The 24289-nt window shown below is 71.1% G+C and carries 21 protein-coding genes; 5 read left to right on the top strand and 16 right to left on the bottom strand.

Features of this window, described 5'->3' with window-relative positions; genetic code table 11:
- Positions 1 to 12: 12 nt before the first annotated feature.
- The 3 genes from ACZ6QO_RS19205 to cimA all read right to left on the bottom strand — a co-directional run bounded on the left by ACZ6QO_RS19205 (position 13) and on the right by cimA (position 3512).
- The gene (locus tag ACZ6QO_RS19205; RefSeq protein ID WP_465852345.1) at positions 13 to 630 is read right to left on the bottom strand and encodes an FMN reductase; all 618 of its coding nucleotides are present in this window, start codon (positions 628 to 630) and stop codon (positions 13 to 15) included.
- Entirely contained in the window at positions 627 to 1733 is a 1107-nt protein-coding gene (locus ACZ6QO_RS19200; RefSeq protein ID WP_465852344.1) for an LLM class flavin-dependent oxidoreductase, read from the bottom strand. Before ACZ6QO_RS19200 ends, ACZ6QO_RS19205 begins: the two co-directional genes overlap by 4 nt.
- A gap of 204 nt (positions 1734 to 1937) precedes the next feature.
- On the bottom strand, positions 1938 to 3512 hold the full coding sequence (gene cimA, locus ACZ6QO_RS19195; protein WP_465852342.1) for a citramalate synthase: 1575 nt from the start codon (positions 3510 to 3512) through the stop codon (positions 1938 to 1940).
- A 372-nt stretch (positions 3513 to 3884) separates the two neighbouring features.
- Between cimA and ACZ6QO_RS19190 the strand changes: the two genes are divergently transcribed.
- Positions 3885 to 4613, top strand: coding sequence for a Uma2 family endonuclease (locus ACZ6QO_RS19190; RefSeq protein ID WP_465852340.1), 729 nt, complete (start codon positions 3885 to 3887; stop codon positions 4611 to 4613).
- A 49-nt stretch (positions 4614 to 4662) separates the two neighbouring features.
- On the opposite strand, the gene ACZ6QO_RS19185 is transcribed toward ACZ6QO_RS19190, so the two are convergent.
- The 4 genes from ACZ6QO_RS19185 to serA form a co-directional block, all read right to left on the bottom strand.
- Positions 4663 to 5760, bottom strand: coding sequence for a branched-chain amino acid aminotransferase (locus tag ACZ6QO_RS19185; protein ID WP_465852339.1), 1098 nt, complete (start codon positions 5758 to 5760; stop codon positions 4663 to 4665).
- 231 nt (positions 5761 to 5991) lie between these two features.
- A complete protein-coding gene (locus ACZ6QO_RS19180) occupies positions 5992 to 7056 on the bottom strand; it encodes a 3-isopropylmalate dehydrogenase (protein WP_465852337.1) in 1065 nt (354 codons plus the stop codon).
- A 142-nt stretch (positions 7057 to 7198) separates the two neighbouring features.
- A complete protein-coding gene (locus ACZ6QO_RS19175) occupies positions 7199 to 7321 on the bottom strand; it encodes a hypothetical protein (RefSeq protein ID WP_465852335.1) in 123 nt (40 codons plus the stop codon).
- Positions 7322 to 7823: 502 nt separating this feature from the next.
- Positions 7824 to 9413, bottom strand: coding sequence for a phosphoglycerate dehydrogenase (gene serA, locus ACZ6QO_RS19170; protein ID WP_465852333.1), 1590 nt, complete (start codon positions 9411 to 9413; stop codon positions 7824 to 7826).
- Between the two features lie 243 nt (positions 9414 to 9656).
- On the opposite strand from serA, the gene ACZ6QO_RS19165 reads away from it, so the two are divergent.
- Both ACZ6QO_RS19165 and ACZ6QO_RS19160 read left to right on the top strand, forming a co-directional pair.
- On the top strand, positions 9657 to 10556 hold the full coding sequence (locus ACZ6QO_RS19165; RefSeq protein ID WP_465852331.1) for a hypothetical protein: 900 nt from the start codon (positions 9657 to 9659) through the stop codon (positions 10554 to 10556).
- Between the two features lie 365 nt (positions 10557 to 10921).
- Complete coding sequence (locus tag ACZ6QO_RS19160) at positions 10922 to 12289, top strand: MFS transporter (RefSeq protein WP_465852330.1); 1368 nt, start codon at positions 10922 to 10924, stop codon at positions 12287 to 12289.
- Here the strand turns inward: ACZ6QO_RS19160 and ACZ6QO_RS19155 are convergent.
- From ACZ6QO_RS19155 to ACZ6QO_RS19145, 3 genes are read right to left on the bottom strand one after another with little or no spacing between them, the layout of a single operon-like run.
- On the bottom strand, positions 12270 to 14915 hold the full coding sequence (locus ACZ6QO_RS19155) for an FtsX-like permease family protein (RefSeq protein ID WP_465852328.1): 2646 nt from the start codon (positions 14913 to 14915) through the stop codon (positions 12270 to 12272). The two genes, ACZ6QO_RS19160 and ACZ6QO_RS19155, sit on opposite strands and share 20 nt — an antisense overlap.
- A complete protein-coding gene (locus tag ACZ6QO_RS19150; RefSeq protein ID WP_465852326.1) occupies positions 14912 to 15721 on the bottom strand; it encodes an ABC transporter ATP-binding protein in 810 nt (269 codons plus the stop codon). The genes ACZ6QO_RS19155 and ACZ6QO_RS19150 overlap by 4 nt, the downstream gene beginning before the upstream one ends.
- On the bottom strand, positions 15711 to 16235 hold the full coding sequence (locus ACZ6QO_RS19145; RefSeq protein ID WP_465852325.1) for a PadR family transcriptional regulator: 525 nt from the start codon (positions 16233 to 16235) through the stop codon (positions 15711 to 15713). The genes ACZ6QO_RS19150 and ACZ6QO_RS19145 overlap by 11 nt, the downstream gene beginning before the upstream one ends.
- Positions 16236 to 16324: 89 nt before the next feature.
- Between ACZ6QO_RS19145 and ACZ6QO_RS19140 the strand changes: the two genes are divergently transcribed.
- Both ACZ6QO_RS19140 and thrS read left to right on the top strand, forming a co-directional pair.
- Positions 16325 to 16867, top strand: a complete 543-nt coding sequence (locus ACZ6QO_RS19140) for an FHA domain-containing protein (RefSeq protein WP_465852324.1) — start codon at positions 16325 to 16327, stop codon at positions 16865 to 16867.
- A gap of 178 nt (positions 16868 to 17045) precedes the next feature.
- Positions 17046 to 18353, top strand: coding sequence for a threonine--tRNA ligase (gene thrS, locus ACZ6QO_RS19135; RefSeq protein ID WP_465852322.1), 1308 nt, complete (start codon positions 17046 to 17048; stop codon positions 18351 to 18353).
- Here the strand turns inward: thrS and ACZ6QO_RS19130 are convergent.
- The 6 genes from ACZ6QO_RS19130 to ACZ6QO_RS19105 all read right to left on the bottom strand — a co-directional run bounded on the left by ACZ6QO_RS19130 (position 18328) and on the right by ACZ6QO_RS19105 (position 23899).
- Positions 18328 to 19164 (bottom strand): SAM-dependent methyltransferase, encoded by an 837-nt coding sequence (locus ACZ6QO_RS19130; RefSeq protein WP_465852321.1) that lies wholly within the window; start codon positions 19162 to 19164, stop codon positions 18328 to 18330. The two genes, thrS and ACZ6QO_RS19130, sit on opposite strands and share 26 nt — an antisense overlap.
- 22 nt (positions 19165 to 19186) lie before the next feature.
- The gene (locus ACZ6QO_RS19125) at positions 19187 to 19627 is read right to left on the bottom strand and encodes a nuclear transport factor 2 family protein (RefSeq protein WP_465852319.1); all 441 of its coding nucleotides are present in this window, start codon (positions 19625 to 19627) and stop codon (positions 19187 to 19189) included.
- Positions 19628 to 19633: 6 nt separating this feature from the next.
- On the bottom strand, positions 19634 to 20635 hold the full coding sequence (locus tag ACZ6QO_RS19120; protein WP_465852318.1) for a polyprenyl synthetase family protein: 1002 nt from the start codon (positions 20633 to 20635) through the stop codon (positions 19634 to 19636).
- Between the two features lie 71 nt (positions 20636 to 20706).
- On the bottom strand, positions 20707 to 21747 hold the full coding sequence (locus ACZ6QO_RS19115; RefSeq protein ID WP_465852316.1) for a terpene synthase family protein: 1041 nt from the start codon (positions 21745 to 21747) through the stop codon (positions 20707 to 20709).
- The gene (locus ACZ6QO_RS19110; RefSeq protein WP_465852315.1) at positions 21744 to 23156 is read right to left on the bottom strand and encodes a cytochrome P450; all 1413 of its coding nucleotides are present in this window, start codon (positions 23154 to 23156) and stop codon (positions 21744 to 21746) included. Before ACZ6QO_RS19110 ends, ACZ6QO_RS19115 begins: the two co-directional genes overlap by 4 nt.
- A gap of 260 nt (positions 23157 to 23416) precedes the next feature.
- On the bottom strand, positions 23417 to 23899 hold the full coding sequence (locus ACZ6QO_RS19105) for a hypothetical protein (RefSeq protein WP_465852313.1): 483 nt from the start codon (positions 23897 to 23899) through the stop codon (positions 23417 to 23419).
- Positions 23900 to 24289 lie beyond the last annotated feature (390 nt).

The raw sequence follows: 24289 nt of genomic DNA, 5'->3' as shown, positions 1-24289 counted from the left end.
CGGTATTCCAGATCAGCCCGCGCCGAGCAGGTCCGTGAACGGCATCGGCGCGAACGGGTCGCGGCCGGCGGGCGCCTCTCGCCTGCGGATCTCGACGGCGAACTGTGCGGCGGCCCGGTCGATCCGGTGGGCCAGGAGGTCCGGCGCGGCGGCGCCGCCCCAGTCTTCCGGCGCCGCGAACACCGACGTCGGCACGACCACGCCCCGCAGGTAGGCGAACATCGGCCGAATCGTGTTCTCCAGCACCAGCGAGTGGCGCGCGGTGCCGCCGGTCGCGCCGAGCAGCACCGGCTTGTCCGCCAGCGCGTGGTCGTCCAGCAGGTCCAGGACCTCGAAGAACGCCTTGAACAGCCCGCTGTGGGAGGCGGCCAGCGTCGGCGTGACCGCGATCAGCCCGTCGGCTGCGGCGACCGTTTCGAGCGCGTCCTTGAGCGCGGGACCCGGGTAGCCGCTGACCAGGTTGTCCACCAACTCGTGCCCGTGCTCGCGGACCTCGACCACCCGTGTCTCGGCCTCCTCTCCGGCGTCGCGCAGCTCGCGTTCGGTGGCGGCGGCCAGCCGGTCGGCGAGCAGCCGGGTCGACGACGGACGGCGGAGCCCGGCCGAGACCACGGCGATGGTGCGTCTCATCGGGTCTCCGCCTCCTTCGACGACTCGCCGCCTCCGAGCGCGGCCTTCAGCGACTCGTGCGTCGGCGCGTCCGGGATGTGCGCCGGCCGCAGCGCCGCGAACTCCTTGCGGAGCACGGGGACGACCTCCTCGCCGAGGAAGTCGATCTGCTGGAGCACCGCCTTGTGCGGCAGGCCCATGCCGTCCACGTTGAACAACTGGCGCTGGTAGTCGCCGAAGTCCTCCCGGAACCGGAGGGTCCTGTCGATGACCTCCTCGGGGCTGCCCACCGACAGCGGCGTCTGCCGCATGGTCTCCTCCAGCGACGGCCCGTTGCCGTACACCGGGGAGTTGTCGAAGAACGGCCTGAACTCGGCGATCGCGTCCTGTGACCTGCGCCGCATGTACACCTGCCCGCCGAGCCCCACGATCGCCCGGTCGGCCGGCCCGTGCCCGTAGTGCTCGAACCGGGTGCGGTACAGGTCGATCATCCGGCGCGTGTGCTCCTTCGGCCAGAAGAGGTTGTTGTGGAAGAACCCGTCGCCGTAGTACGCGGCCTGCTCGGCGATCTCGGGGCTGCGGATCGAGCCGTGCCACACGAACGGCGGCACGCCGTCCAGCGGGCGCGGGGTCGAGGTGAACGACTGCAGCGGCGTGCGGAACCTGCCCTGCCAGTCGACCACGTCCTCGCGCCACAGCCGGCGCAGCAGCGCGTAGTTCTCGACGGCGAGCGCGATGCCGTCGCGGATGTCCTTGCCGAACCACGGGTACACCGGGCCGGTGTTGCCCCTGCCCATCATCAGGTCGACCCGGCCGTCCGCCAGGTGCTGGAGCGTCGCGTAGTCCTCGGCGATCTTCACGGGGTCGTTCGTGGTGATCAGCGTCGTCGACGTCGACAGCAGGATCCTGCTGGTGCGCGCCGCGATGTAGCCGAGGACGGTGGTGGGCGAGGACGCCACGAACGGCGGGTTGTGGTGCTCGCCCATCGCGAAGACGTCCAGGCCCGCCTCCTCGGCCTTCAGCGCCGTCTCGACCATCCGCTTGGTGCGCTCGTGCTCGGTCGGCGCGCGCCCGGTGGCCGGGTCGGGCGCGATGTCGCCGACGGTGAAGATGCCGAACTGCATGGCGATCACCACCCCGCCACGAGGACGCCGCGGCCGGCGTCGGTGATCCTCTTGTCGGTCATCGGGACCAACTCCCTGAAGCATTCGCGACCGGGCGTTCCGGTCACGTCCCGATGAAAGCGCCGCGACGTTGACGGCTCGTGCACGTCCGGTTCACGCGCCCTGCACGCCCGCCGCCCCCGGCGGCCGGGCGTGCGACGGCGGTCAGGCGGAGTGGCCTGCGCGAAGGAGGCCGTAGGTCACGGCCTGCTCCAGGGCGTTCCAGGACGCTTCGATGATGTTCTCGTCGACGCCGACCGTGGCCCACTCGCCTCTGGCGTCGCTGGAGGTGATCAGGACGCGCGTGATCGCGTCGGTGCCGTGCGTGCCCTCCAGGATGCGGACCTTGAAGTCGATGAGCTCGACCTCGGCCAGCTCCGGGTACAGCTTCTCCAGCGCGAGCCGGACGGCGCGGTCGAGGGCGTTGACGGGGCCGTTGCCCTCGCCGGTGGCGACGATGCGCTCGTCCTTGGCGTGCAGCTTGACGGTGGCCTCGCTGACCACGTCGCCGCCGGGACGGCGCTCGACGATGACCCGCCAGGACTCGACGGTGAAGTGCCTGCGCCGCTCACCGGTGACGGTGTCGCGCAGCAGCAGCTCGAACGAGGCGTCGGCGGCCTCGAAGGTGTGCCCGCGGGACTCCAGATCTTTGACGCGGTCGACCAGCTCGCGCGACTGCTGGGAGGTGAGGTCGTAGCCGAGCGCCTTGCCCTTCAGCTCCACCGACGCCCGCCCGGCCATGTCGGAGACCAGCATGCGCATGTCGTTCCCGACCTGGGCCGGGTCGATGTGCTGGTAGAGGTTCGGATCGACCTTGATGGCGCTGGCGTGCAGGCCGGCCTTGTGGGCGAACGCCGAGACGCCGACGTAGGGGGCGTGGGAGTTGGGCGTGACGTTGGTGACCTCGGTGATCGCGTGCGCGATGCGGGTCATCTCGGCCAGGGACTCCTGCGGCACCAGGTCGAAGCCCCTCTTGAGCTGGAGGTTGGCGACGACGGTGAACAGGTTGGCGTTGCCCGAGCGCTCGCCGTACCCGTTGGCGCAGCCCTGGACGTGGGTGGCTCCCGCCGTGACGGCGGCCAGGGTGTTGGCGACGGCGCAGCCGGTGTCGTCGTGGCAGTGGATGCCGACGCGGGCGCCGGTGCCGGCCGCCTCGTGGACGACGTCGGCGAGCTCGTCGGGCAGCATGCCGCCGTTGGTGTCGCACAGGGCGATGACCGAGGCGCCGGCCTCGGCGGCGGTGCGCAGGACCTCCAGCGCGTAGGCCGGGTTGGACTTGTAACCGTCGAAGAAGTGCTCGGCGTCGAGGAAGACCCTCTGCCCCTCCGCGCGAAGATGGGAGACCGTGTCGCGGATCATCGCGAGGTTCTCCTGCAAGGTCGTGCGGAGGGCCAGTTCGACGTGCCGGTCGTGACTCTTGGCGACAAGGGTCACGACCGGCGCGCCGGATTCGCGCAGAGCGGCCACCAACGGGTCGTCGGCCGCCTTCACTCCGGCCCGGCGGGTCGCGCCGAACGCGGCGAGCTGCGCGTGCTTCAGGTCGAGCTCGGTCTGAGCCCGCCGGAAGAATTCGGTGTCCTTGGGGTTGGCCCCCGGCCAGCCGCCTTCGATGAAGCCGACGCCCAGGGCGTCCAGGTGGCGGGCCACGGCGAGCTTGTCGGCGACGGTGAGGGACAGCCCCTCCTGTTGCGCGCCGTCGCGCAGCGTCGTGTCGTACACGTGGAAGCGGTCGTCGGCCATGGTTTCGTCTCCTTCGGGGATGTCTTCTGCGTTCGCCGCGCGCGATGTCCGCCGTCAGGGGCGAACCTGGCCCCAAACAAAAAGACCCCTCACGGACGTGAGAGGTCTGCGCGCTGGCGGTGTCCCTTTTCAGCCAGCGCGCCTGCTGATAATGAGCAGACCAGAGAACATAGTGCTAGGCAGTCTGCCATACATCGCCACCATGTGGCACATCGATCTCAACATTCGGACCACCGTCATCTCCGGCGACCCACCGGCCCCACCGCCGTCCACAGGCGTCGGCGAATTCCGGGCGGGCCGCAACCCGTCGCCCTTACGCTAAGCGACGGCAAAGCGACGTTACGCAACCCGCCTGGAGGGGATGATGCACCTATGGCCAAGGTCCTGGACAAACCACAGAATGCTGCCCGAGCGGACGAACAGGACAAGCGGAGTGACGACTCCGCCCAGGAAGACCGGAATGACGGCTCTGCCAGGGAAGACAGGGAAGACAGGGCACCTGATCTCGTCGCGGCCTCCGGCACCCGGCCCGGCCCGGCCGTCGACCCGCTCGGCGACCATGCGGAGCTTGAGGGCATCTACTACGAGACCGGCGCCCGTCTTGAGAACAGACGCAAGGTCGAGCTCGTCAACGGCCGGGTCGTGGTGAGAGAGATGCCCACCGCCGAACACGCGCGCATCGTCTACCGGCTGCTCCTGCAGCTCATCCCCATGGTGACCGAGCGCGGCTGGGAGATCCTTCCCGACATCGCCATCTTCCTGGGCCCTCAGATGGACCGCTATCGTCCGGACGCCACGGTCGTGCCCGCCGATCCGCCGATGTGGCAGCCGGACGAGGTGTATGCCCACGCGACGCTTCTGGTCGCCGAGGTGGTGTCCAAGAGCAGCGCGCACGACGACCACATCGTCAAGCCGGGCCAGTGCGCGGTGGCGGGCGTGCCGGCGTATCTGGTGATCGACACCTTCGAGGGCAAGGCGCGGCTGCTCAGCCATCCGCACCAGGGGCGGTACGGGCAGGAGGTCTCGGTGGCGCTCGGCGAGCCTCTGGCACTGCCCGAGCCGTGGCGGCTGACGATCGACACCGCCAGGCTCGTCGGCTGAGCGACGGGTCCCGCCCGGCCGGGCGGCCGGGCGGGGCGAGGTAGGCGCGTCAGCAGATCTTGTGGACCCAGTTGTGGGGGTCGGGGCGGGTGCCGTACTGGACGCCCATGAGCTCGTCGCGCAGTTGGAGGGTGAGCTTGCCGGGGGTGCCGTCGCCGACGGTCCAGCCGCCGTCGACGCCCTTGACCGAGCCGACGGGGGTGATCACGGCGGCCGTGCCGCAGGCGAAGACCTCGGTCAGCTCGCCGGACCGGCAGCCCTCCCGCCACTCCTCGATGGAGATCCTGCCCTCCTCGGCGGTCAGGCCGAGGTCGGCCGCGAGGGTCAGCAGCGAGTCGCGGGTGATGCCGGGCAGGAGCGTCCCGGTCAGGTCGGGGGTGAGCAGGCGGTCGCCGAAGACGAAGAACAGGTTCATCCCGCCCATCTCCTCGACGTACCTGTGCTCGAAGGCGTCGAGCCAGACGACCTGGTCGCAGCCGTTCTCGACGGCCTGCCGCTGCGCCACGAACGCGGCCGCGTAGTTGCCGCCGCACTTGGCGAAGCCGGTGCCGCCCGGCGCGGCGCGGGTGTAGTCCTGCGACAGCCAGACCGACACCGGCTTGACGCCGCCCGAGAAGTACGCCGCGGCGGGCGAGGCGATCACCATGTACTTGTAGGTGCGGGAGGGGTAGTTGACCCCCAGCGCCGGCTGGGTCGCGATCATGAACGGGCGCAGGTAGAGGCTGTGGCCCTCGGTGGTGGGCACCCAGTCGCGGTCGGTCTGGACGAGCAGTTCCAGGGACTCGACGAAGGTCTCCTCGGGCAGCTCGGGCATCGCCATGCGGGCGGCCGACCGGTTGAAGCGCGCGGCGTTGGCGTACGGGCGGAAGGCGACGATCGAGCCGCCCGACTGCCGGTAGGCCTTCAACCCCTCGAACAGTTCCTGGGCGTAGTGGAACACCGAGGTGGCCGGGTCGAGCGTGAGCGGCCCGTACGGCATGAGCCGGGCGTCGTGCCAGCCGCGTCCCTCGGTGTAGTCGATCGAGATCATGTGGTCGGTGAAGGTCTGCCCGAACCCCGGAGCCGCGAGTACACCCTCGCGCTCGGCCGGAGTGCGAGCGGTGTCGGAGAGCTGCACGTCGAAGCTGAGCTGCTGAGCGGTGGTCATGTCGGGATCCTTCTCTGCTCTGTCGGTCGCGCCTGCATCCATTGTGCGACGGACCAGGTAACGGGAAACTACTGCATCAACTGGGCATACGGGAGTGTGTCGGTACAGCCTTCCCTCGACCTTCCCTTGACCTCCCCCGACCGGGCCTACCTTGCTCTGAGAACGCGAAAACGCGCACGGCGGCCCGGTCAGGGGCCACCATGCGCGTCGGTCCGGCGTCGGGCAGCCCCCTCAGCCGGTTACTCGCGCGGTGATGTCGTCGCCGATCTCGCGGGTGGTGCGGGACATCCAGTCGACCTGGCGTTCGACGAGGTCGACGGCCACGGCCTGTTCGATGCGGGCGGCCTCGCCGGCCAGGCCGAGGTGGTCGAGCATCATGGCGACGGACAGAATGGCCGCCGTCGGGTCGGCCTTGTCCTGCCCGGCGATGTCGGGGGCGCTGCCGTGGACGGGCTCGAACATGCTGGGCGCCCAGGAGGCCGAGCCGGGCTTCGCCGGGTTGACGTTGCCGCTGGCGGCCAGGCCGATGCCGCCCGCGATGGCCGCGCCGAGGTCGGTGAGGATGTCGCCGAAGAGGTTGTCGGTGACGATGACGTCGAAGCGCCGCGGGTCGGTGACGAAGAACATCGACGCGGCGTCGACGTGACAATAGTCGGTGGTGATCTCGGGATACTCGGCGGAGACGCGCTCGACGACGCGGGCCCAAAGGTCGCCCGCGTAGGTCAGGACGTTGGTCTTGTGGACCAGCGTGAGCTTCTTGCGCGGCCGGGTCATGGCCTTGTCGAAGGCGTAGCGCACGACGCGCTCGACGCCGAAGGCGGTGTTGAGGCTCTCTTGCGTGGCGATCTCTTGTGAGGTGCCGCGGCGCATGACGCCGCCGGCGCCGGCGTACGGCCCCTCGGTGCCCTCGCGGACCACGATCATGTCGATGTCCTCGGGGCGGGCCTTGCCGAGCGGGGTGTCGACGCCGGGGAAGAGCTTGACCGGTCGCAGGTTGACGTAGTGGTCGAGCTCGAAGCGGAGCTTGAGGAGCAGTTCGCGTTCGAGGACGCCGGGCGGCACGCTCGGGTGGCCGACCGCGCCCAGCAGGATGGCGTCGTACCCGCGCAGCTCGGCGAGGGTCTCATCCGGCAGGATCTCGCCGGTGGCGTGATAGTGGGCGGCGCCCAGGGCATAGGTGGTCGTCTCGACCTTCAGGCCGAGGGCGTCGAGGACCTTCAGCCCTTCGGCGACCACTTCACCGCCGATGCCGTCTCCCGGGATGGCGGCCAGACGGATGTCATGAGAATCCCGCATGCACGTACCCTACCGGTCCGTCTCGATGGTCGAACACGTCATCTCATTCTCCGGACGTCGCGGCGTCGCACCGGCGAAGACGCGACGGCGACGAGAAGAGACCTCGGCCGGCGGCCATGGTGGCGGCGCGGCCGGCGAGGGGTCAGGAGAGGGGCACGCCGCCGTTGTCGCGGCGGTCCAGAGCCGTCTGCACGGCGTCGGGCGTCTCGTCGTCATGGCGATGCTCTTCGGCCGCCGGACGGTTCCAGGGATACATGTCGTACATGTCAGGTCTCATTCGCTGGAAGGCACGCGCTCGGGCGCACGCGATCGGATGTGGTCTTGGAACGAACCAGGCTTGTCGGCTGAGGAGGGTTCGACGGTGAACCGCCTGCATCAGGATGAACCGCCTGGATCAGCAGAATCGAGCGGATCTCGGGTCGCGAATCCGCTCCCGGGATGATCTCCCGGCTCCGGGTCGCAGAGCGGGAAATCGGGTCTCACGGCCGGGCGGACGCCGGAATCACCGCGGCGGGTCGCCGGCCTGCCCTGATCAGGCCCCGCCGCGGCAGGTAATGAGTACGAGTACCTGGCGCTTCATCACCCACCACGTTACCTGCCGGTAGCGCGCCTGTCTGCTAGGAAGACCTAGTATCTCGTTATGTGAGACAAGAAAGGCCCGCCACCCGGACGGTGGCGGGCCTTCCCGCGTCGCGGCGCCATGGCCTCGGCCCGGCGCGACGGACAGGAGAACACGGGCCCGCGGCGTGGCCGGGGCCCGCCGGGGCTCAGTCGGTGAGGTCGACGGTGCGGCCGCCCTCGGCGCCGATCTCGTCGGCTATCTGGTCGACCACCTCGGCCGGGATGGCCGAGTCGACGGTGAGCGCGATCAGCGCCCGGCCGCCCTTGGCGTCCCGGGCCACCTGCATGGACGCGATGTTGACCTCGCGCTCGCCGAGGATCTTGCCCACGATGCCGACGATGCCGGGACGGTCGGAGTAGGTGAAGAACGCCAGGTGCTCGGTCGGCTCGATCTCCATCTGGAAGCCGTTGACCTCGACGATCTTGGTGATCTGGCGCGGGCCGGACAGCGTGCCCGACACCGAGACGGTGCGGCCGTCGGCCAGCACGCCCCGCACGGTGACGACGTTGCGCCAGTCGGGGCTCTCGTCGCTGGTGACCAGCTCGACCGTGACGCCGCGGTCCTTGGCGAGCAGCGGGGCGTTCACGTAGGTCACGGCGTCCTCGACCACGTCGGTGAACACGCCCTTGAGGGCGGCGAGTTCGAGCACCCGCACGTCGTGGGCCGCGATCTCGCCGCGGATCTCGACGTCCAGGCGGGTGGCGACCTCCCCGGCGAGGGCGGTGAAGACCCGGCCGAGCTTCTCGGCGAGCGGCAGGCCGGGCTTGACGTCCTCGGCGACGGCGCCGCCCTGGACGTTCACGGCGTCCGGGACGAACTCGCCGGCCAGCGCGAGCTTGACGCTGCGGGCGACCTGGGTGCCGGCCTTCTCCTGCGCCTCGTGGGTCGAGGCGCCGAGGTGCGGGGTGACCACGACGCTGTCGAGCTCGAACAGCGGGCTGTCGGTGCAGGGCTCCTTGGCGAAGACGTCGATGCCGGCCCCGGCGACCCTGCCCTCCTTGACGGCGGCGTACAGGGCGGCCTCGTCGACGATGCCGCCGCGGGCGACGTTGATGATGCGGACCGACGGCTTGACCGTGTGCAGCTCGCGGTCGCCGATGAGCCCGATGGTCTCCTTGGACTTGGGCAGGTGCACGGTGATGAAGTCGGCCTGCTTGAGGACCTCCTCCAGCGAGACCAGCCGCACGCCCATCTGCGCGGCGCGGGCCGGCTGCAGGTAGGGGTCGTAGGCGATCAGCTCGACGCCGAACGGGGCGAGGCGCTGCGCCACCAGCTGACCGATGCGGCCGAGACCGAGGATGCCCACGACCTTCTCGTCGAGCTCGACGCCGGTGTACTTGGAGCGCTTCCACTCGCCGGCCTTGAGCGCGCCGTGCCCCTGGGCGACGTTGCGGGCGCTGGCCAGGATCAGGGCGACGGTGTGCTCGGCGGCGCTGGTGATGTTGGAGGTCGGCGCGTTGACGACCATGACACCGGCCTTGGTGGCGGCCTCCACGTCGACGTTGTCCAGGCCGACCCCGGCTCGGGCGACGACGCGCAGGCGAGGCGCGTGGGACAGCGCCTCGGCGTCCACCTGGGTGGCGCTGCGCACGATGAGCGCGTCCACCTCGGCGAGAGCGGGCAGGAACTGCGAGCGGTCGGCCCCGTCGGTGTGACGGACCTCGAAATCCGCCCCGAGCACGGCGAGACCTGCTTCGGAGAGCTCCTCTGCAACCAGGACGACGGGCTTGTTCACGGGTAGGTCCTTTGGGAGTGCGGATGCACGGACAAGGTTCGAGTCTATCCGTGCTTGTGAAACCACTCACGAGCGTCCGGCATCCGAGACGCCGCGCGCCGCCCGGCCTGTCCGCCATCCGAGACGGCGACCGGGTACCCACCTCCGCAGGATTCCACGCGCGAGCCGCCATCTTGGTATTGCTCACAACATTTCTTGACGATTAGGCTGATAAGCCGTGTCCTACTACCTATCGTTTGTCGTATGAGCATCGGGAACCCCGCTCTCGGAGAAGTGCTCGCGCAGCACGGCAGCCCGCACCGACTACTGGCGGCTCTTGCCGAGTGGGGCATCCTGGTGGCCGTGCGGCCCGACCGGTCCGTCGTGCTCGGCACGACGCAGGCCGGCGAGCGTGTTCTGCTCGGATACACCGGCCCGAACACCTACGCACGGCACCGCGGCAACCACTCGTTGTCGGCCTGCGACGCCGACACCATCCTCGACATCCAGCGCGTCACCGGTGTGCGGGAGATCGTCATCGACGCGGCGGGACCGGCGGCGGCGGCCGTCCCCATCGAGGACCTCCAGCGTTACCTCGCCTCGACGCGCAGCGGCCCGCACGCGCCGGCCCTGTCCAGCGCGTCGCCGACGGCCTACGCCACCGGCGCGATGGCGACGGTGTCGCGCCACAGCACGGTGCCCAGCGCGCCGGCCTTCGGGCGGCACGAGACGCTGACCGCCCCCGTGCCACAGAGCGCGCCGGACGCGGCGGCTCGGGCGTGGATCCCCGCTCCCCGTCCCCATCTCTCGGGGCCGATGCAGCAGGTCGATCCCGGGTACAAGCGGTGCGTCCACCCGATCCTCCCCGCGCTGCGCGTGGCGATCTCCGAGCTGCTGCGCGACTTCCCGCTGGTCCACCACGTGTGGATCTCCGAGGCGCGCACGGTCTCCGGCTCCTCGGGCATCATGCTGCACGTCAAGGTGCACACCCGCGACGCCGAGGACATCGTCCGCGATCTGCACCGCATGGTCCGCGCCCGGCTGCCGCAGCTCGCGGCCAGCGAGGCGCCGGTCCTCATGGCACGGGTGGCCGACGCCAACACCGAACGCCGCATGATCGAGCTCGGCGCGCACGTCGTCTGCGCCGACGTGTCGGACTCCTGACCTGACCGCCACCGGTCGGCCCCGCCACGGCCGGCGGACCCGGCGACAGCCGATCCGCCGGCCACGCCGTGGCCGCGTCCCGGCGCGGGGTTCCTGACTCCTGTTTCTGACTTCTCGCCCACGGTCCGCGCCCTCGGCCCGGCCCTGCGACGGCCCGCGCGCCGACCCGGGGAACGGACGGCGGCGCCGGCCCCGTGATGACCGCGGCACGGCCCGCGCGCGGCGGCGGCACGCACTCCGCGAGGAGCGGCGGCACGGCCTGGCACAGCCTGGAACAGCCCCGCGCGGGCCGCCGGGCGCGATCGTCACAGAGCTGGAGCCGGTCAGGGCTGGCGGCCAAGCGCTTGCTGGTCTGTAATGGCGCAATGGTTCCCTCGACCACGGCGACTCCGGTCAAGGCCGTCTCGCGAAGCGTCCGGCTCGGTTACGGGGTCGGTTCCTTCTGCACCGCCACGTTCGGCGCCATCCCCGGTCTCCTCCTGTTGTTCTACATGACCAACATCCTCGCGGTCCCCGCATGGCTGGCGGGCGTCGTGGTCTTCGCGCCCAAGGCCTGGGACCTCGTCATCAACCCGCTCGTCGGCCAGTGGTCGGACCGCACCGTCTCCCGGTGGGGACCGCGCCGGCCGTGGCTGCTCGCCGGCGCGGCCGTCCTGCCCGCCGCCTTCGCGCTCACCTTCTCCGGCCCCTCGCTGACCGGCACGCCGGCCGCCCTGTTCGTCGGTGTGTTCTTCCTGCTGTCCGCCACCGGGTACGCGCTGTACGAGGTGCCGTTCAAGGCCATGCCGGCCGAGATGACCGACGACTACCACGAGCGCACCTCGCTGCTGCAGTGGCGCATGATCTTCGTCGCGATCGCGATCGCGTTGAGCGGCATCATCGCCCCCGCCGTCGCGGCGCACTCGCTGGAGGGCTACCGGACGATGGGCCTCGCCTTCGGCGCCCTGCTGCTGATCGCCATGCTGGCCTCCTTCCTCGGCACGGCCAAGGCGCCGATGACCGGCGTCGTCGAGCCCGAGCCCAGCCTGCGCACCCAGCTCGCCGCCGCCCGGGCGAGCCGGCCGTTCATGTGGCTGCTCGGCCTGTCCAGCGCGCAGACGCTCGCCTCCGGGGTCATGCTGGCGGGCGCGCCCTACTTCGCGTCGTACATCATCGAGAACCCGGCGGCCACCAGCACCCTGTTCGCCGCCCTGGTGGGGCCCATGCTGATCACCATGCCGCTGTGGGTGTGGGTGGCACGCGTGATGGACAAGCGCGGCGCGATGATCCTGGCCGGCGCGCTCTTCCTCGTGGGCGGCGTCGCGATGGCCTTCACCCCGGCCTTCGGCGCGCTCTACGCGCACATGGCGACGCTGGTGATCGGCGTCGGGTACGCCGGCCTGCAACTCCTGCAGTTCTCCATGCTGGCCGACGTGATCGCCCACGACTCCTCGCGCAGCGGCAAGCGCAGGGGCGGGGTGTTCACCGGCCTGTGGACGGCCGTGGAGAGCGCGGTGGCCGCCCTGGGAGCCCTGGTGGTCGGCGCGGTGCTCGCCGCCGGAGGCTTCGTCTCCTCCGACCCCGAGCACCCCGTGACCCAGCCCGACAGCGCGCTCACCGCGATCATCGTGGCGCAGGCCGTCATCCCCGCCTTCATCGTCGGCGTCGCCATCTGGATGACGATGAAGTACGACCTCACCGCCGACCACCTCGCCGAGGCGGGCGCGGCGCCGGTCACGTCATCCGACGGGTGAGCACCACGCGGGTCCGGACGAAGGCCGAGGCGACCAGGCCCGCCGCCAGGGGAAGCCCCACCACCAGGACGGCGATCGCCGTCCAGGGGATCGAGATCGCGTACCCCGCCGCGGCCCACCGGGACACCGGGCCGACCGGACTCGGCATCGTCCTCGGCGGCCAGGCGGCGCCGAGGCCGGGGACGAATCCCACGACCACTCCCAGGGTCACGCCGGTCACGGCGATGAACCACGCCTGGCCCATCGTGACCAACCGCCTCGTCCTGGACGGCGCGCCGATGGCGCCGAGCGTCGCCTGGTCGGCCCGCGCGTCGGCGACGGCCAGACCGGTGGCGGCGAAGGTGCCGCCGAGGACGAGGATGACGGCCGCCGCGCCGATCGCCAGAAGCGGCAGCTCGTGAAGAAGGGGGTGCTCGTACCCTCGCTCGACACGGCCCGAGGCGTCCGCCGCCATGTCCTCCAGCATGTGGGCAATCCGTTCCTCCTCGGCCGCCGTCACCCTGTACCGGGAGGGGTCCACGATGTACTGCGCCGGCCGGGGCTTCAGCGCCAGGTCGGCGGCGAGCGACATCGGCAGCACCATGGAGGCGATGCCCGGCTCCGTCGGCGCGGCCTCCACCGCCGGCACGGCGACCTCACGCGACAGGTCGCTCTTGTCGGCGTTGGTGATCCGCAGCGTCGCCTTGCCGCCCTCGACGACGCCGGGGCCGAGGACGACGGCCTTTCCCTCTCCCAGCGCACGGGCGGCGTCGGCGTCGTCACGACCGAGCAGGTAGCGCAGCAGGTCCGGGCCGCCGATGCGGACCGCGGGTCCCAGAGACGCGAGCTCGAACTCGGCGCGGCGGCAGGCGACGGGCGACGTCCCCGCGGCACCGCACTCCCGTGGACGCGGTACGACGCTCCCCTCGAAACCACCCGGATACGACGGCCGGTAGTCGTCGACCAGCGGCACGCCGGGCAGAGCGCGCTGGACGGCCGTCCGCAGGCGGACCTGCTGATCCGGGTTCAGGTCGGGAAGGAGCAGAGAGTACGCGCCCATCCTCTCCATGGGCCGATAGGCGGCGGCGCGGCGCATGTCCGTGGTCCCTGCGGCGATCAGCAGCGCCATGAGGCCGGCTGTCGCGGCGGCCACCGCGGCGACGGCCGGAGCCGTACGGCCGCGGTTGCGGGTCGCGTCCCGCGCGGCCAGCCGGAACGGCAACGGCAGGCGCGCCGCCAGGCGTCCCGCCACGCCGACCAGCCACGGCGTCAGCAGGACCATCCCGACCATCGTCAGCAGCGACGCCCCGGCGAAGACGGGCGACCCGCCGACGAGCCGCCCCGCGACGTCGATGCTCGTGACCGTCCCGGCGACGCCGAGGAGAATCAGGACGAGACCGGCGAGCGGCCATCCCGCACGGGTCCGCACCTGGCCGCGCAGCCCCCACAGCGCCGCCACCACCTGCGTCCGGGCGGCCTGCCAGGCGGGGACGGCCGCCGCGAGGACCGCGCTGGCCAGACCGAGCGCGGCCACCGCCGCCACCTGGGCGACCGGCACCTCGTACGGCCCGGCCACCCAGGTGTTCACCCCGTCGAGCGCCGGAGCGAGGGCCCGCGCGGCGGCCAGGCCGCCGGCCACGCCCAGCACGGTGGCGACGCCGCCCAGCACGAACCCGTCGGCGAGCACGATGCCGGCGAGCTGGCGGCCGGAGGCGCCCTGGGCCGCGATCAGCGCCAGTTCGCGGCGGCGGCGCCGGATGCCCACCGCGAAGGCCGGGCCGGCCAGCAGGACCACCTCCAGCACGATCATCGTGACGAGCAGAGCGCCGACGACGGCCTGGTCGCGCCCGTCCGCGGCGCTCGTGCCGTCCAAGAAGGTTCGTGGCGGATTCGGCGCCGTGATGACGGCGCGGGAGCGCACCGACAGCCCTTGGGCGTTGAGCCGCCGGACCTCGGTCCACGACACGCCGGCCGGCGCGTCGACCAGCCACTCTGTGGCCGGCCGCGCGGCCGGCGCGCCCGTGGGCAGCGTGATGACCAGGTCGCGGCCGACGCGGCGGGAGTCGTCGGCGACGCCCACGACGCGGTGGGCGGTGGCGGACCCCGAAAGCGACAGGGTGGCGCCGATGCCGACGCCGCGCCGCACCAGCCACGGCGAGACGAGCACCTCGTCGGCCCGCTCCGGGAGACGGCCCTGCCGCAGCAGCACCAGGCCACGCGTCAGTGGGTCGTGCGGGTCCATCTCGTTCACCGGGGTGGGCTTGAGCCAGGTTCCCTGGTAGACCCGGGAGCCGGTCCAGATGGGAAGCACACGGGCGCCCGGCGACAGCAGTCCGGCGATCTCGCCCGCGGTCCACGGCTTGTCGCCCCTGGGCGGCGCCTCGTTGTTGTACAACAGGGCGTGTCCGGAGTAGTCCTGCTGGATGACGCGGCTCGGGCCGCGGGGCACGCTGATCCGCGCGTCGGCCGTGCCGAGGTCGCGGCCGAGCGACTCCTGCGGCGAGATGTCGAACGTCGCGATGAAGGTGGCCAGGGCCGTGATGGCCAGGACGGGCAGGCCGACCATCAGCAGGACCACTGCGCTTCTGCCCTTCGCCCGCCAGGCGTCCCTGCGGGAGATGCGTAACGCGGCGCGGATGCCGCTCATCGGACGTCCCCCCTGCCTTGGTCGCCGGAACATGGGGCCGTACCGGTCGAGACGCCGGTGCCGCTCGCCGTGCCCGTCGAGGCGGTGGCCGTACCGGTCGAGGCGGGCGCCGGGACGAAGGCGCCGGTGCTGTCGGCGATCGCGCCGTCGCGCAGGAAGACGACCCGGTCGGCCCAGGCGGCCAGGCGGGGCTCGTGAGTGACCAGCAGGACGGCGGCGCCGGCGTCGCAGCGGGCGCGCAGCAGGGCCAGGATCTCCTCCCCGGTGGCGCTGTCCACGGCGCCGGTCGGCTCGTCGGCGAGCAGTAGCCGCCGCTCCCCCACCAGCGCCCGGGCGATGGCCACCCGCTGGCGCTGCCCGCCGGAGATCTCGTCGGGGAAGCGGTCGGCGACCTCGGCCACTCCGACCTCGCCGAGCACGGCCACCGCCTCGCGCCTGGCCTGGCCGGTGCGCACGCCGTCCAGCTCGCGCGGCAGCATGACGTTCTCGGCGGCGGTCAGCGAGGGGATGAGGTTGAGATCCTGGAAGACGTAGCCGACGTGCCGCCGGCGCATGCCCGCCAGCTCTCGGGCCGGCAGCGAACCGAGGTCGACTCCCTCGACGCTGACGGCGCCCGTCGTCGGCCGGTCCAGGCCGCCCGCGACGTTCAGCAGCGTGGACTTGCCGGACCCGGACGGACCCATCACCGCGACCAGCTCTCCGGCGGCGACGTGCAGGCTCACGTCTCTGAGGGCGTGCACGGCCGCGGCCCCCTTGCCGTGGATGCGCGTCACGCCCCTGAGGCGGACAACGCGTTCAGTCGTCATTGGTGGTCTCCTGGGAAGTGGCGAGTGCGGCCTCGCAGTGGTCGAGCCAGCGCTGCTCGGCCTCGGCCTGGAAGATCATGGAATCGAGCACCAGCCGCTGCGCGGTCCCGGCCTCCGCGCGCTTGGCGCGGGTGAGCTCCTGCAGAGTGCGCATGGTGGCGGTGCGCTGGGTCTGGACGACCTGGCGGACGTCCACCGCCGGCGCGGTGACGGCCATCGCGAGCTTGATCACCAGTTCGTCCCTGGGCCGGTCGGCCTGGGCGATGGGGGTGCCGAACCAGCGCTCCAGCTCCGACCGGCCCTTGTCGGTCATGGCGTACACGACCCGGCCCTGGTCGTCCTGCTCGCCCGGCGCCACCAGCCCGTCCCGTTCCATGCGCGACAGCGTCGTGTAGACCTGGCCGATGTTGAGCGGCCAGGTCGCCCCCGTGGACGCCTCGAACTCGGCGCGCAACTGATAGCCGTATCTGGGCCCCTGTGACAGCAGGGCGAGCAGGCCGTGCCTGATGGACATGAATACCGAGTATGCATACTCGGTATGCCCGGGGCAACAGATCCCGCATATTCTGGACACCTTGCCGTTGCCAGCCCGATACTCGGGACATGAGCTCGACGCACCCGCCTGTGCGCGCCTCCGACGGAGACCGTGATCGCGCCATCAACGAGCTCCGCGATCACGCCGTCGAAGGTCAGATCTCGCACGACACCTTCCTCGGGCGGGTCGATCGCGCGCTGCAGGCACGCAGCCGCGTCGAGCTGACCGACCTGGTCTCCGACCTCCCCCCGCGCGGGAAATGGCGGCGCAGGCTGACCGACGCCGTGGCCTCGGTCTCCGACCTGACCACCCGCATCGAGACCGCCTGGCGCCGCCCGCGGCTGCCCAGGCTCGCCCTCCCGGTCGACAGCCGCACCCGCTACGTCGTCGGCAGGGGCTCCGAGTGCGACCTGGTGCTCACCGACCTCACGGTCTCGCGCGTGCACGCCGAGCTGCGCCGCGAGAGCGAGTCATGGCTGCTGGTCGACCTCGGGTCGCTGAACGGCACGCGGCTGAACGGCTGGCGCCTGGTCGGCCCGGCCCGCGTCCGCGAGGGCGACGAGATCTCGTTCGGCGAGTGCGCCTTCGTCCTCACCGCCCCCGTCGCCTAGGACCCCCACCACTTCCGGCATGGCGGGAGGGAAAGCGGGCGCGCGGGCGTCGCGGCCTCTGTTACCGTGGCCGGCATGATGCGCGCTGAGATGACGACGACGCCGAGGAGTGTCCCGGCGCGCTGACAGCTGACTTCGAGTCCGAAGCCCCGGGGCGAGTGCCCCGGGGCTTCGCCGTGTGGTCACCCGCCTCGACACCCGCGAGGAGACCACGATGCACGACCACCGAAAGCTCGGCCGCGAGCTGGGCCTGTTCGACACCGACCCGCTGATCGGCGCGGGCCTGCCGTACTGGCTGCCCGACGGCGCGGTCGTCCGGCACGCCCTGGAGGAGTACATCCGCGGCGCAGAGCGCCGGGCCGGCTACCGGCACGTCTACTCCCCCGTGCTCGGCAAGAGGGAGCTGTACGAGATCTCCGGCCACTGGTCGCACTACAGCGACGACATGTTCCCCCCGATGGACCTCGGGGGTGAGCAGGTCGTGCTGCGGCCGAGCCTGTGCCCGCACCACGCCCTGATCTACCGATCCCGGGGACACAGCTACCGCGACCTGCCGCTGCGGATGGCCGAGCTGGGCGGCATGTACCGCTCGGAGCTGTCCGGGGTGCTCGGCGGGCTGACCCGCGTACGGGCCATCCAGCTGAACGACGCGCACATCTTCTGCACCCTGGACCAGGTCGCGGACGAGGCGGCGGGGGCCCTTTCGATGATCCGGAGCGCCTACCGCGCCCTCGGCGTCCGGCCGTCCCGCTACCGGCTCTCCCTGCCCGGGCCGGGCGGCAAGTACGTCGCCGCGCCGGAGATGTGGCGACGGGCCACCGCCCTGCTGACCGCCGTCCTGGACGACTCCGGGGTCGCCTACGAGACCGCTGAAGGGGAGGCCGCCTTCTACGGCCCCAAGATCGACGTCCAGATCGCGGACAGCGCCGGCCGCGAGGCCACCCTGTCCACCGTCCAGGTGGACTTCCACCAGCCGGAACAGTTCGACCTGCACTACATCGGCCCGGACGGCGCCCGCCACCGGCCGGTGATGGTGCACCGCAGCATCATCGGCAGCGTGGAGCGGGCCGTCGCCCATCTCATCGAGCGGCACGGCGGCGCCTTCCCCGCCTGGCTCGCCCCCACCCAGGTCGTCGTCCTGCCGATCTCCGACGCCGAGATGCCGCAGGCCAGCGACCTGCTGCGGCGGTGCGACGAACTGGGATTGCGCGCCGAGGCCGCCGGACCCGAGCACGGCAGCCTGGGCGCCCGCGTCCGGGCCGCCCGCCTGGCGCCCTACCAGCTGGTGATCGGAGCCAGGGAGGCCGCCCGGGGCGAGGTCGCCCCGCGCCTGCGGGACGGGCGCCGCCTGGACGCCCTGCCGGCCGCCGAGGCCGTCGCCCGTGTCCACACCCTCGTGACCGCGCACAGCACCGACCTATGGACCGACCACGCCGACCACGCGGCCGCAGGGGAGGCAGTCAGAAAATCGGGCGTTGGGCGGTGAGGAGGAGGTAGCCCATGTGTTCGAAGGCGGTGAACGACTTCTCCCACACGTCCATGGGGAGGTCGACCGAGTCGACGGCGATGCCCTGGGCCTCGATCATCTTCCGCATCATGTCGACGACCTTGGCCGGCGAGTAGCGGGTGCGCTCGCTGACGTCGGTGATCTGCTTGAGCTCCAGTCCGGCCTCCGCGATCAGGGTGGCGTACTCGTCGGGGGTGATCAGGGACTCGACGGCCCAGTCGCGCAGGACCTCCTGCAGGGCCTCCTGGGCCTCCGTGGTGGTGGGGGTGGTGCCGGAGACGTCGCAGAGCACCAGCCTGCCGCCCGGACGCAGGACGGTGGCGATGTTCTTGAGCACCCGCAGGCGGTCGGGCATGTGCAGCAGGGATTCCAGGGCCCAGACCGCGTCGAAGGACGCCGGGGGGAACGGCAGTTCCATGGCGTCGGCATGCGTGAAGGACATGCGGTGCCGCAGGCCCTCTGCCCGGGCGGATTCGGTGGACACCTGGATGTCCCGCCTGCTCACCGAGATTCCGATGATCTCGACGTCGGCCGCGCGGGCCAGCCGGACGGCCGGGCGGCCTCTCCCGCAGCCGAGGTCGAGGATCCGCTCCCCCGGCTTGGGCGCCAGCGCCTCGATCATGTGGTCGGTCAGGCGTTCGGCCGCCTGGGCGAAGGTGCTGGGGTCGTCGGGGCCGAGCCAGTACCCGAAATGGATGTTGCCGCCGAGCAGTTCGCTGAGCACGTCGCCCTTCTCGTCGAAGAACCGGCCCACGTCCTCGGTGGTCATGGCGACGCGTTGCGCGTTCATGGTCGCTCCAGGTGTCGAGGGGTCACTGCGGGATGAGGCCGATCTGGCGAAGGATGGCCATGGTGTCGTAGTAGTCGGTCTGGCGGCTGATCAGGCCGTTGTCGGCGAACTCCATGACGCTGAGCCCGCGGTTGTCGATGCGGCTGCCCTTGACGGCGGTGTCCGGCAGGTGGGGGAAGGTGCCGAGGAGGGTGCCCGTGCCGTTCCAGGGCACGGCGGCGCGGTCGCCGTCGAGGATGACCTCTCCCGGCTCGCAGCGGGTGTCGGGGCAGGCCTCCACCCAGACCCGCATGAACTCGGCGAGTTCCTCACGCCCCTTGAAGGTACGACCGAGCGCGATGTCCTCAAGGACGGCGTCCTCGGTGTAGCACTCGGCGAAGCGGACGTGGTCGTGGGCGTTGAAGCACTCGAACCATCTGCGGATGACCCCGGCCGGACGGTCCGGGGTGTTCGTGCTGGTCATGGGTGGTCACCATTCTCGGTCGATGAGGAATGCCGTGAGTTCTCCGAGGTCGTTCCGCGCCTCGGCGGGAATGTCCACCGCAGCGAGGTGCTGCCAGGCGGCGTCGATGCGCCGCCGCGCCTCTTCGCGTGCCCAGGCCCGCCCGCCGGCCGCGTCGATGAGCTCGGCGGCGAGCACGAGCTGGCCGGTCTCGAACGGCCCGGGTGTCTGGTACAGCTCGGCCAGCCGCCGGGACGCGGCGCGGCCGGCGGTGAGCGCGGCCACCACCGGGGCGCTCTTCTTGCGGGCCTGCAAATCGGAACCGACCGGTTTGCCGGTGGCCTTCGGATCGCCCCAGATGCCGAGCAGGTCGTCCAGCAGCTGGAACGCGACCCCGAGGTCGAGGCCGAAGCGCCCGAACGCCTCCGTCACGGGGGTGGGGGCCGAGCCGTACAGCGCGCCGAGCCGGCACGCCGAGCCGAGGAGTGCCCCCGTCTTACCCTCGATCATGTCGATGCACTCGCCGATCGACGGCGCGCCGAGCCGCTCGAAACGCAGGTCCCGGCTCTGCCCGGCCATCAGTTCCCGCAGAGTGCGGGCCAGGTGGTGGTCGGCGGGCCGCCGTTCGGGTGTTCCGAGCGCCTCGAAGGCCAGAGCGAACATCGCGTCGCCCGCGAGGATGGCCATGGGGATGCCGTACCGCGCCCACACGGTCGGCCGGTGCCGTCGTTCCCGGTCGCCGTCCATGATGTCGTCGTGGACGAGGGAGGCGTTGTGGACGAGTTCGACGGCGACCGCCGCTGGGACGGCGTCGGCGAGTTCGCCGCCGCAGGCCTTCGCGCACAGCAGCGCGAACGCCGGGCGGATCAGCTTGCCGTGCGCCGAGCCGGTCGGATGTCCGTGCTCGTCGTGGACGCCGAGCTGGTAGCCGCACATGTCGCGCAGCCGCGGTTCCAGCCGGTCGATCCAGTACGTCAGCGCGGGCGGGAGCAGCAGGCGGGCGTGCAGGACGCCTCGCGGGACGGGCATGCCCGCATGGGCCGGGGTGCGGCGGGTTTCGGTAGCGGCGGTACGGGGCGCCGTCGACACCGGGCTTTCGATCATGTTCCCGCCTCGGCCAGCGCGTCGAGGTAGTCGGCGGGCCGGTGCGCGGTCTCCTCGCCGGCGGCGCGGTAACGCTTGGTCCTGGCGGACCAGTCGAGGTTGCCGCGCATCCATGAACGCATCCCGGCGAAGTTCCTCGCCGCTTCGGCGGCGTGGCCGGGGAGGGCCGCCAGGGTTTCGCGTTCGCGGAGCAGGAAGCGGTCGACCTCGCGGGCGATCGCGCTCACGACGTGCTGGACGGCGGGCGCGCGGGTGAGGCCGCGGGCGCGCTCGACGATCGGCACCAGGTTGTGGTACTCGCCGACCGACAGTTCCTTCTCCAGCGAGTAGACGTCGTTGGTCCAGCACACGACGTCGCAGGCCGCGCGGAGGGCGTCCTGGTAGGCCGGGTGGTCGTACACGGCCGCGGGCACCTCGGCGAGGTCGGCGGGTTCGATGAGATCCATGCAGACGTAGATGGCTCCGGTGTGCCTGCGCTTGGTGATGTAGGTGGCCTCGTCCGGCACGAGTCCGCGGGTGCGGTTGCCCGCCTCCCACATCGCCGCGGCGCCGCCCTCGGCGATGTGGTGGACGAAGCGGTCGCGCCACGCGGGCGTGGCGCGCGGGATCGTTCTGCGCCAGAGGTCGGCCAGCGCCGCCACGATGGCCGGCCGAGCCGTGCCCGGGTCATCGCCGTCCTGGAGGAGGACGGCGGCCAGCCGTCCCATCAGGTCCTGGACGCGCGCGGGGTCGCGTCCCACGGTGCCGTCGTCGAACTGGTCGTCGAGCAGGAACAGCCAGGCGAACCAGTCGGCGATCAGGCACAGGCCCCGCTCGTCGGCGGCCGGATAGGTCACGGCGGCGAACCAGGCGAAGTCGGCCTGCTCGAAGCGACGTCGTGCGGCGGGTTTGCGGACCAGGTCGTGCTCCACCACCCACTCGGAGAGGTGGTCGCGCGCGACGCGCAAATGCTCGTTGAGCAGGGGCGGGAACACGTCCAGGGTCTTCGGCAGGAGCACGTCGAGGCAGTGGTCGACGGTGGCGGGCGGGGCCGTCATCGCCGTTCCATCCGGGTGTGGATGCCGCCCTTGGGGTGCATCGTGATCAGTGGCTCGATCTCCACGGAGCGGCGGTCCTCGGGGATCTCGACCCGGTACGCCTGGGCGATCATGGCCAGGATGATGGTGAGTTCGGTGAGCGCGAAGTGCTTGCCTATGCAGTTGCGCGGTCCGCTGGCGAACGGGATGTAGGCGTGACGCGGCCGCCGGGCGATCTGTTCCGGGGTGAAGCGCTCCGGGTCGAAGGTGTCCGGGGACGGCCAGAAGTCCGGGTGCCGGTGCAGGGTGAACATGTTGAGGTAGATGTCGGATTTCGCGGGGATGCGATAGCCACCGATCTCGTCTTCCTCGTTGGCGCGCCGCATCGTCTGCCAGGCCGGGGTGTACAGGCGCAGCGTCTCGTCGACGATCATGCGGGTGTAGGTCAGCCGCGGCACGTCGTCGAAGGTGGGCACCCGGCCGCCGAGGACGCTGTCGACCTCGGCGTGCAGCCGTTCCTGCACTTCGGGGTGCTGGCCGACCAGGTAGACCAGCCAGGCCACGGAGTTGCTGGTGGTCTCGTACCCGCCGATGATGATGTTCAGCACCTCGCGGTGGAGTTGCAGCGGGGTCATCCCGGTGCCGGTCTCGTCGTCGACGGCGTTCATCAGCGCCGTCAGCAGGTCGTGGTGCTCCTCGTCGCTGCCCAGGCGCTTGCGGATGACGTCGGAGACGAAGCCGTCCATCGTCCGGATGATCTCGTTGAGGCGGCGATGGCCCTTGGTGGGAAAGCTCAGCGGGGGGAACGGGAATCGGAAGAAGGCGCCGACGATCTGGTTGGCCTCCAGGAACATCTCCTCGATGGCGTCTCCCCTGGATCCGACGTCCGCGCCGAAGAGTGATCTGAAGACGATGCGCATCGCGAGCTGTCCGAGTTCGGTGCTGACGTTGACGACGTCCCCCGACTTGTACTCCCGGTCCCAGCGCCGCAGCATGCGGGAGGTCTCGTCCGACATGTTCTGTGCGAACCCGGCGACCTGGGGGCGGTGGAACGAGGGTTGCATGATGCGGCGCTGCCGCCGCCACGGTTCGCCGCCCACGTTGCCGATGAGGCCGCCGCGCAGGATCGGCTCCACGGCCCGGAACAGGAAGGTGTTCTTGTCGTAGTTCTCGTGGTTCCTGACCAGGACGCGCTCGAAGTAGTCGGGGTTGTTGAGCATGATCATCTTAATGCCTAGCACCCGGATGCGGACGATGTCGCCGTAGGTGTCGATCATTCGCGAGAGGAAGCCGACCTGGTCGTTCCGCATCGCGAACACGCCGCCGAGCTGGTCTCGCAGGCTGGTGTCGGGAACCCGGCGCAACGTGGCCGGCGATGCGCGCCGTTCCTGGATCAGCGTTCCGGTGCCCTTGCTGGGATTGCTCGTCATGTCAAGATCAACTTTCCATCGTGTGCGGTCACGAGGGCGGATCTGGAGCGAGGTGCACAGCGACTCGGAACGATGCCAGGGCCGCGCCGAGTGTCGCATGCTGCGTTGATATGACGATCACTCAGCACGCTGAAAGATGCTTCTTCGAGAGTGCGGCATGTGGCGCGCGGCAGGCCCCCCTGGTCAGCAGGGGTGCGGATTCAGCCGGGCATGCCGAAGCCCGCGCCGGCGCGGAGGGTGCCGGCGCGGGGAGGGCGGGGTCAGGGTTGGCCGACGAAGTCGACGGTTACCGTGGCGGGGTGGGCTGTGGAGCTGGTCGGGAGGGGGACGAACGTGACGGTGCCGCTGCCGTAGCAGGGCAGGTTGAGCGTCGCGGGGATCTCGGCGGTCACGCCGTAATAGCGCAGGACGACCGGCGGGGCGGCGGAGTAGGAGTTGCCGAAGGCGACCCCGATCTCCCTGGCGGCGCTGCCGGTGTAACCCAGGTCTCGCTGCGAAGGACTCGGGACGGGGCGGACCTCGACCGTCTGGCCGGCGAACGGATGACCGGTCTGACCGGGATAGACCGGGCCGAAGCACGCCATTCTGATGACCGATCTTCCAGACTGGCCGTTCACCAGGCCGGAGAAGTACTGGTTGGGGCCGATGGATGGCACCACGTCGGCGAGGGCGGGCGCCGACACGGTGGTCAGCAGGATGGCGGCGGCCAGGGGGACGAGCCGGGCACGTAGCTTCCGGACCATTGGATGCCTCCGTTCCGCGAGGGGGTGGGGCGGACGTGACACGGCGTTGCGCCCCGGACGCTAGGTTTCCCGGCCGACCAGGTCAACGATCCTTGCGGGGCGGACGCCCGTGCCGAGAGCCGGACAGGACGTATGCCCAGGTTGTGGCCCCGGGGCAATTCCGCCCGCACACCTCGCCCCCGGCCTTGCCTGAAAGGTTCACCTCCCGGGCCATGGACGGCTGAGTGATCGCGGGCCACCCGGATGACGGTCCACCGCCGATGCTGATGTTCACCTCTCAAATCAGAGGGTCGCCGATGTTCGGCTCCCAGGGGTGGATCGGCCGGGCGGCGTTCGGTGGCCGAGTGGAGGTGGTCAGCCCTTGAACGCGCCGTCCATGATTGCGGCGAC

The organism is Sphaerisporangium sp. NPDC049457, from assembly GCF_055586705.1.
The sequence above is the reverse complement of the archived record's forward strand: the minus strand, read 5'-3'. Positions and strand labels throughout refer to the sequence as shown.

Coding starts and splice junctions, on each gene's coding strand:
- ACZ6QO_RS19205 (WP_465852345.1), bottom strand. CDS start 630: ATGAGACGCACCATCGCCGTGGTCTCGGCCGGGCTCCGCCGTCCGTCG.
- ACZ6QO_RS19200 (WP_465852344.1), bottom strand. CDS start 1,733: ATGCAGTTCGGCATCTTCACCGTCGGCGACATCGCGCCCGACCCGGCC.
- cimA (WP_465852342.1), bottom strand. CDS start 3,512: ATGGCCGACGACCGCTTCCACGTGTACGACACGACGCTGCGCGACGGC.
- ACZ6QO_RS19190 (WP_465852340.1), top strand. CDS start 3,885: ATGGCCAAGGTCCTGGACAAACCACAGAATGCTGCCCGAGCGGACGAA.
- ACZ6QO_RS19185 (WP_465852339.1), bottom strand. CDS start 5,760: ATGACCACCGCTCAGCAGCTCAGCTTCGACGTGCAGCTCTCCGACACC.
- ACZ6QO_RS19180 (WP_465852337.1), bottom strand. CDS start 7,056: ATGCGGGATTCTCATGACATCCGTCTGGCCGCCATCCCGGGAGACGGC.
- ACZ6QO_RS19175 (WP_465852335.1), bottom strand. CDS start 7,321: ATGTACGACATGTATCCCTGGAACCGTCCGGCGGCCGAAGAGCATCGC.
- ACZ6QO_RS19165 (WP_465852331.1), top strand. CDS start 9,657: ATGAGCATCGGGAACCCCGCTCTCGGAGAAGTGCTCGCGCAGCACGGC.
- ACZ6QO_RS19160 (WP_465852330.1), top strand. CDS start 10,922: ATGGTTCCCTCGACCACGGCGACTCCGGTCAAGGCCGTCTCGCGAAGC.
- ACZ6QO_RS19155 (WP_465852328.1), bottom strand. CDS start 14,915: ATGAGCGGCATCCGCGCCGCGTTACGCATCTCCCGCAGGGACGCCTGG.
- ACZ6QO_RS19150 (WP_465852326.1), bottom strand. CDS start 15,721: ATGACGACTGAACGCGTTGTCCGCCTCAGGGGCGTGACGCGCATCCAC.
- ACZ6QO_RS19145 (WP_465852325.1), bottom strand. CDS start 16,235: ATGTCCATCAGGCACGGCCTGCTCGCCCTGCTGTCACAGGGGCCCAGA.
- ACZ6QO_RS19140 (WP_465852324.1), top strand. CDS start 16,325: ATGAGCTCGACGCACCCGCCTGTGCGCGCCTCCGACGGAGACCGTGAT.
- ACZ6QO_RS19130 (WP_465852321.1), bottom strand. CDS start 19,164: ATGAACGCGCAACGCGTCGCCATGACCACCGAGGACGTGGGCCGGTTC.
- ACZ6QO_RS19125 (WP_465852319.1), bottom strand. CDS start 19,627: ATGACCAGCACGAACACCCCGGACCGTCCGGCCGGGGTCATCCGCAGA.
- ACZ6QO_RS19120 (WP_465852318.1), bottom strand. CDS start 20,635: ATGCCCGTCCCGCGAGGCGTCCTGCACGCCCGCCTGCTGCTCCCGCCC.
- ACZ6QO_RS19115 (WP_465852316.1), bottom strand. CDS start 21,747: ATGACGGCCCCGCCCGCCACCGTCGACCACTGCCTCGACGTGCTCCTG.
- ACZ6QO_RS19110 (WP_465852315.1), bottom strand. CDS start 23,156: ATGACGAGCAATCCCAGCAAGGGCACCGGAACGCTGATCCAGGAACGG.
- ACZ6QO_RS19105 (WP_465852313.1), bottom strand. CDS start 23,899: ATGGTCCGGAAGCTACGTGCCCGGCTCGTCCCCCTGGCCGCCGCCATC.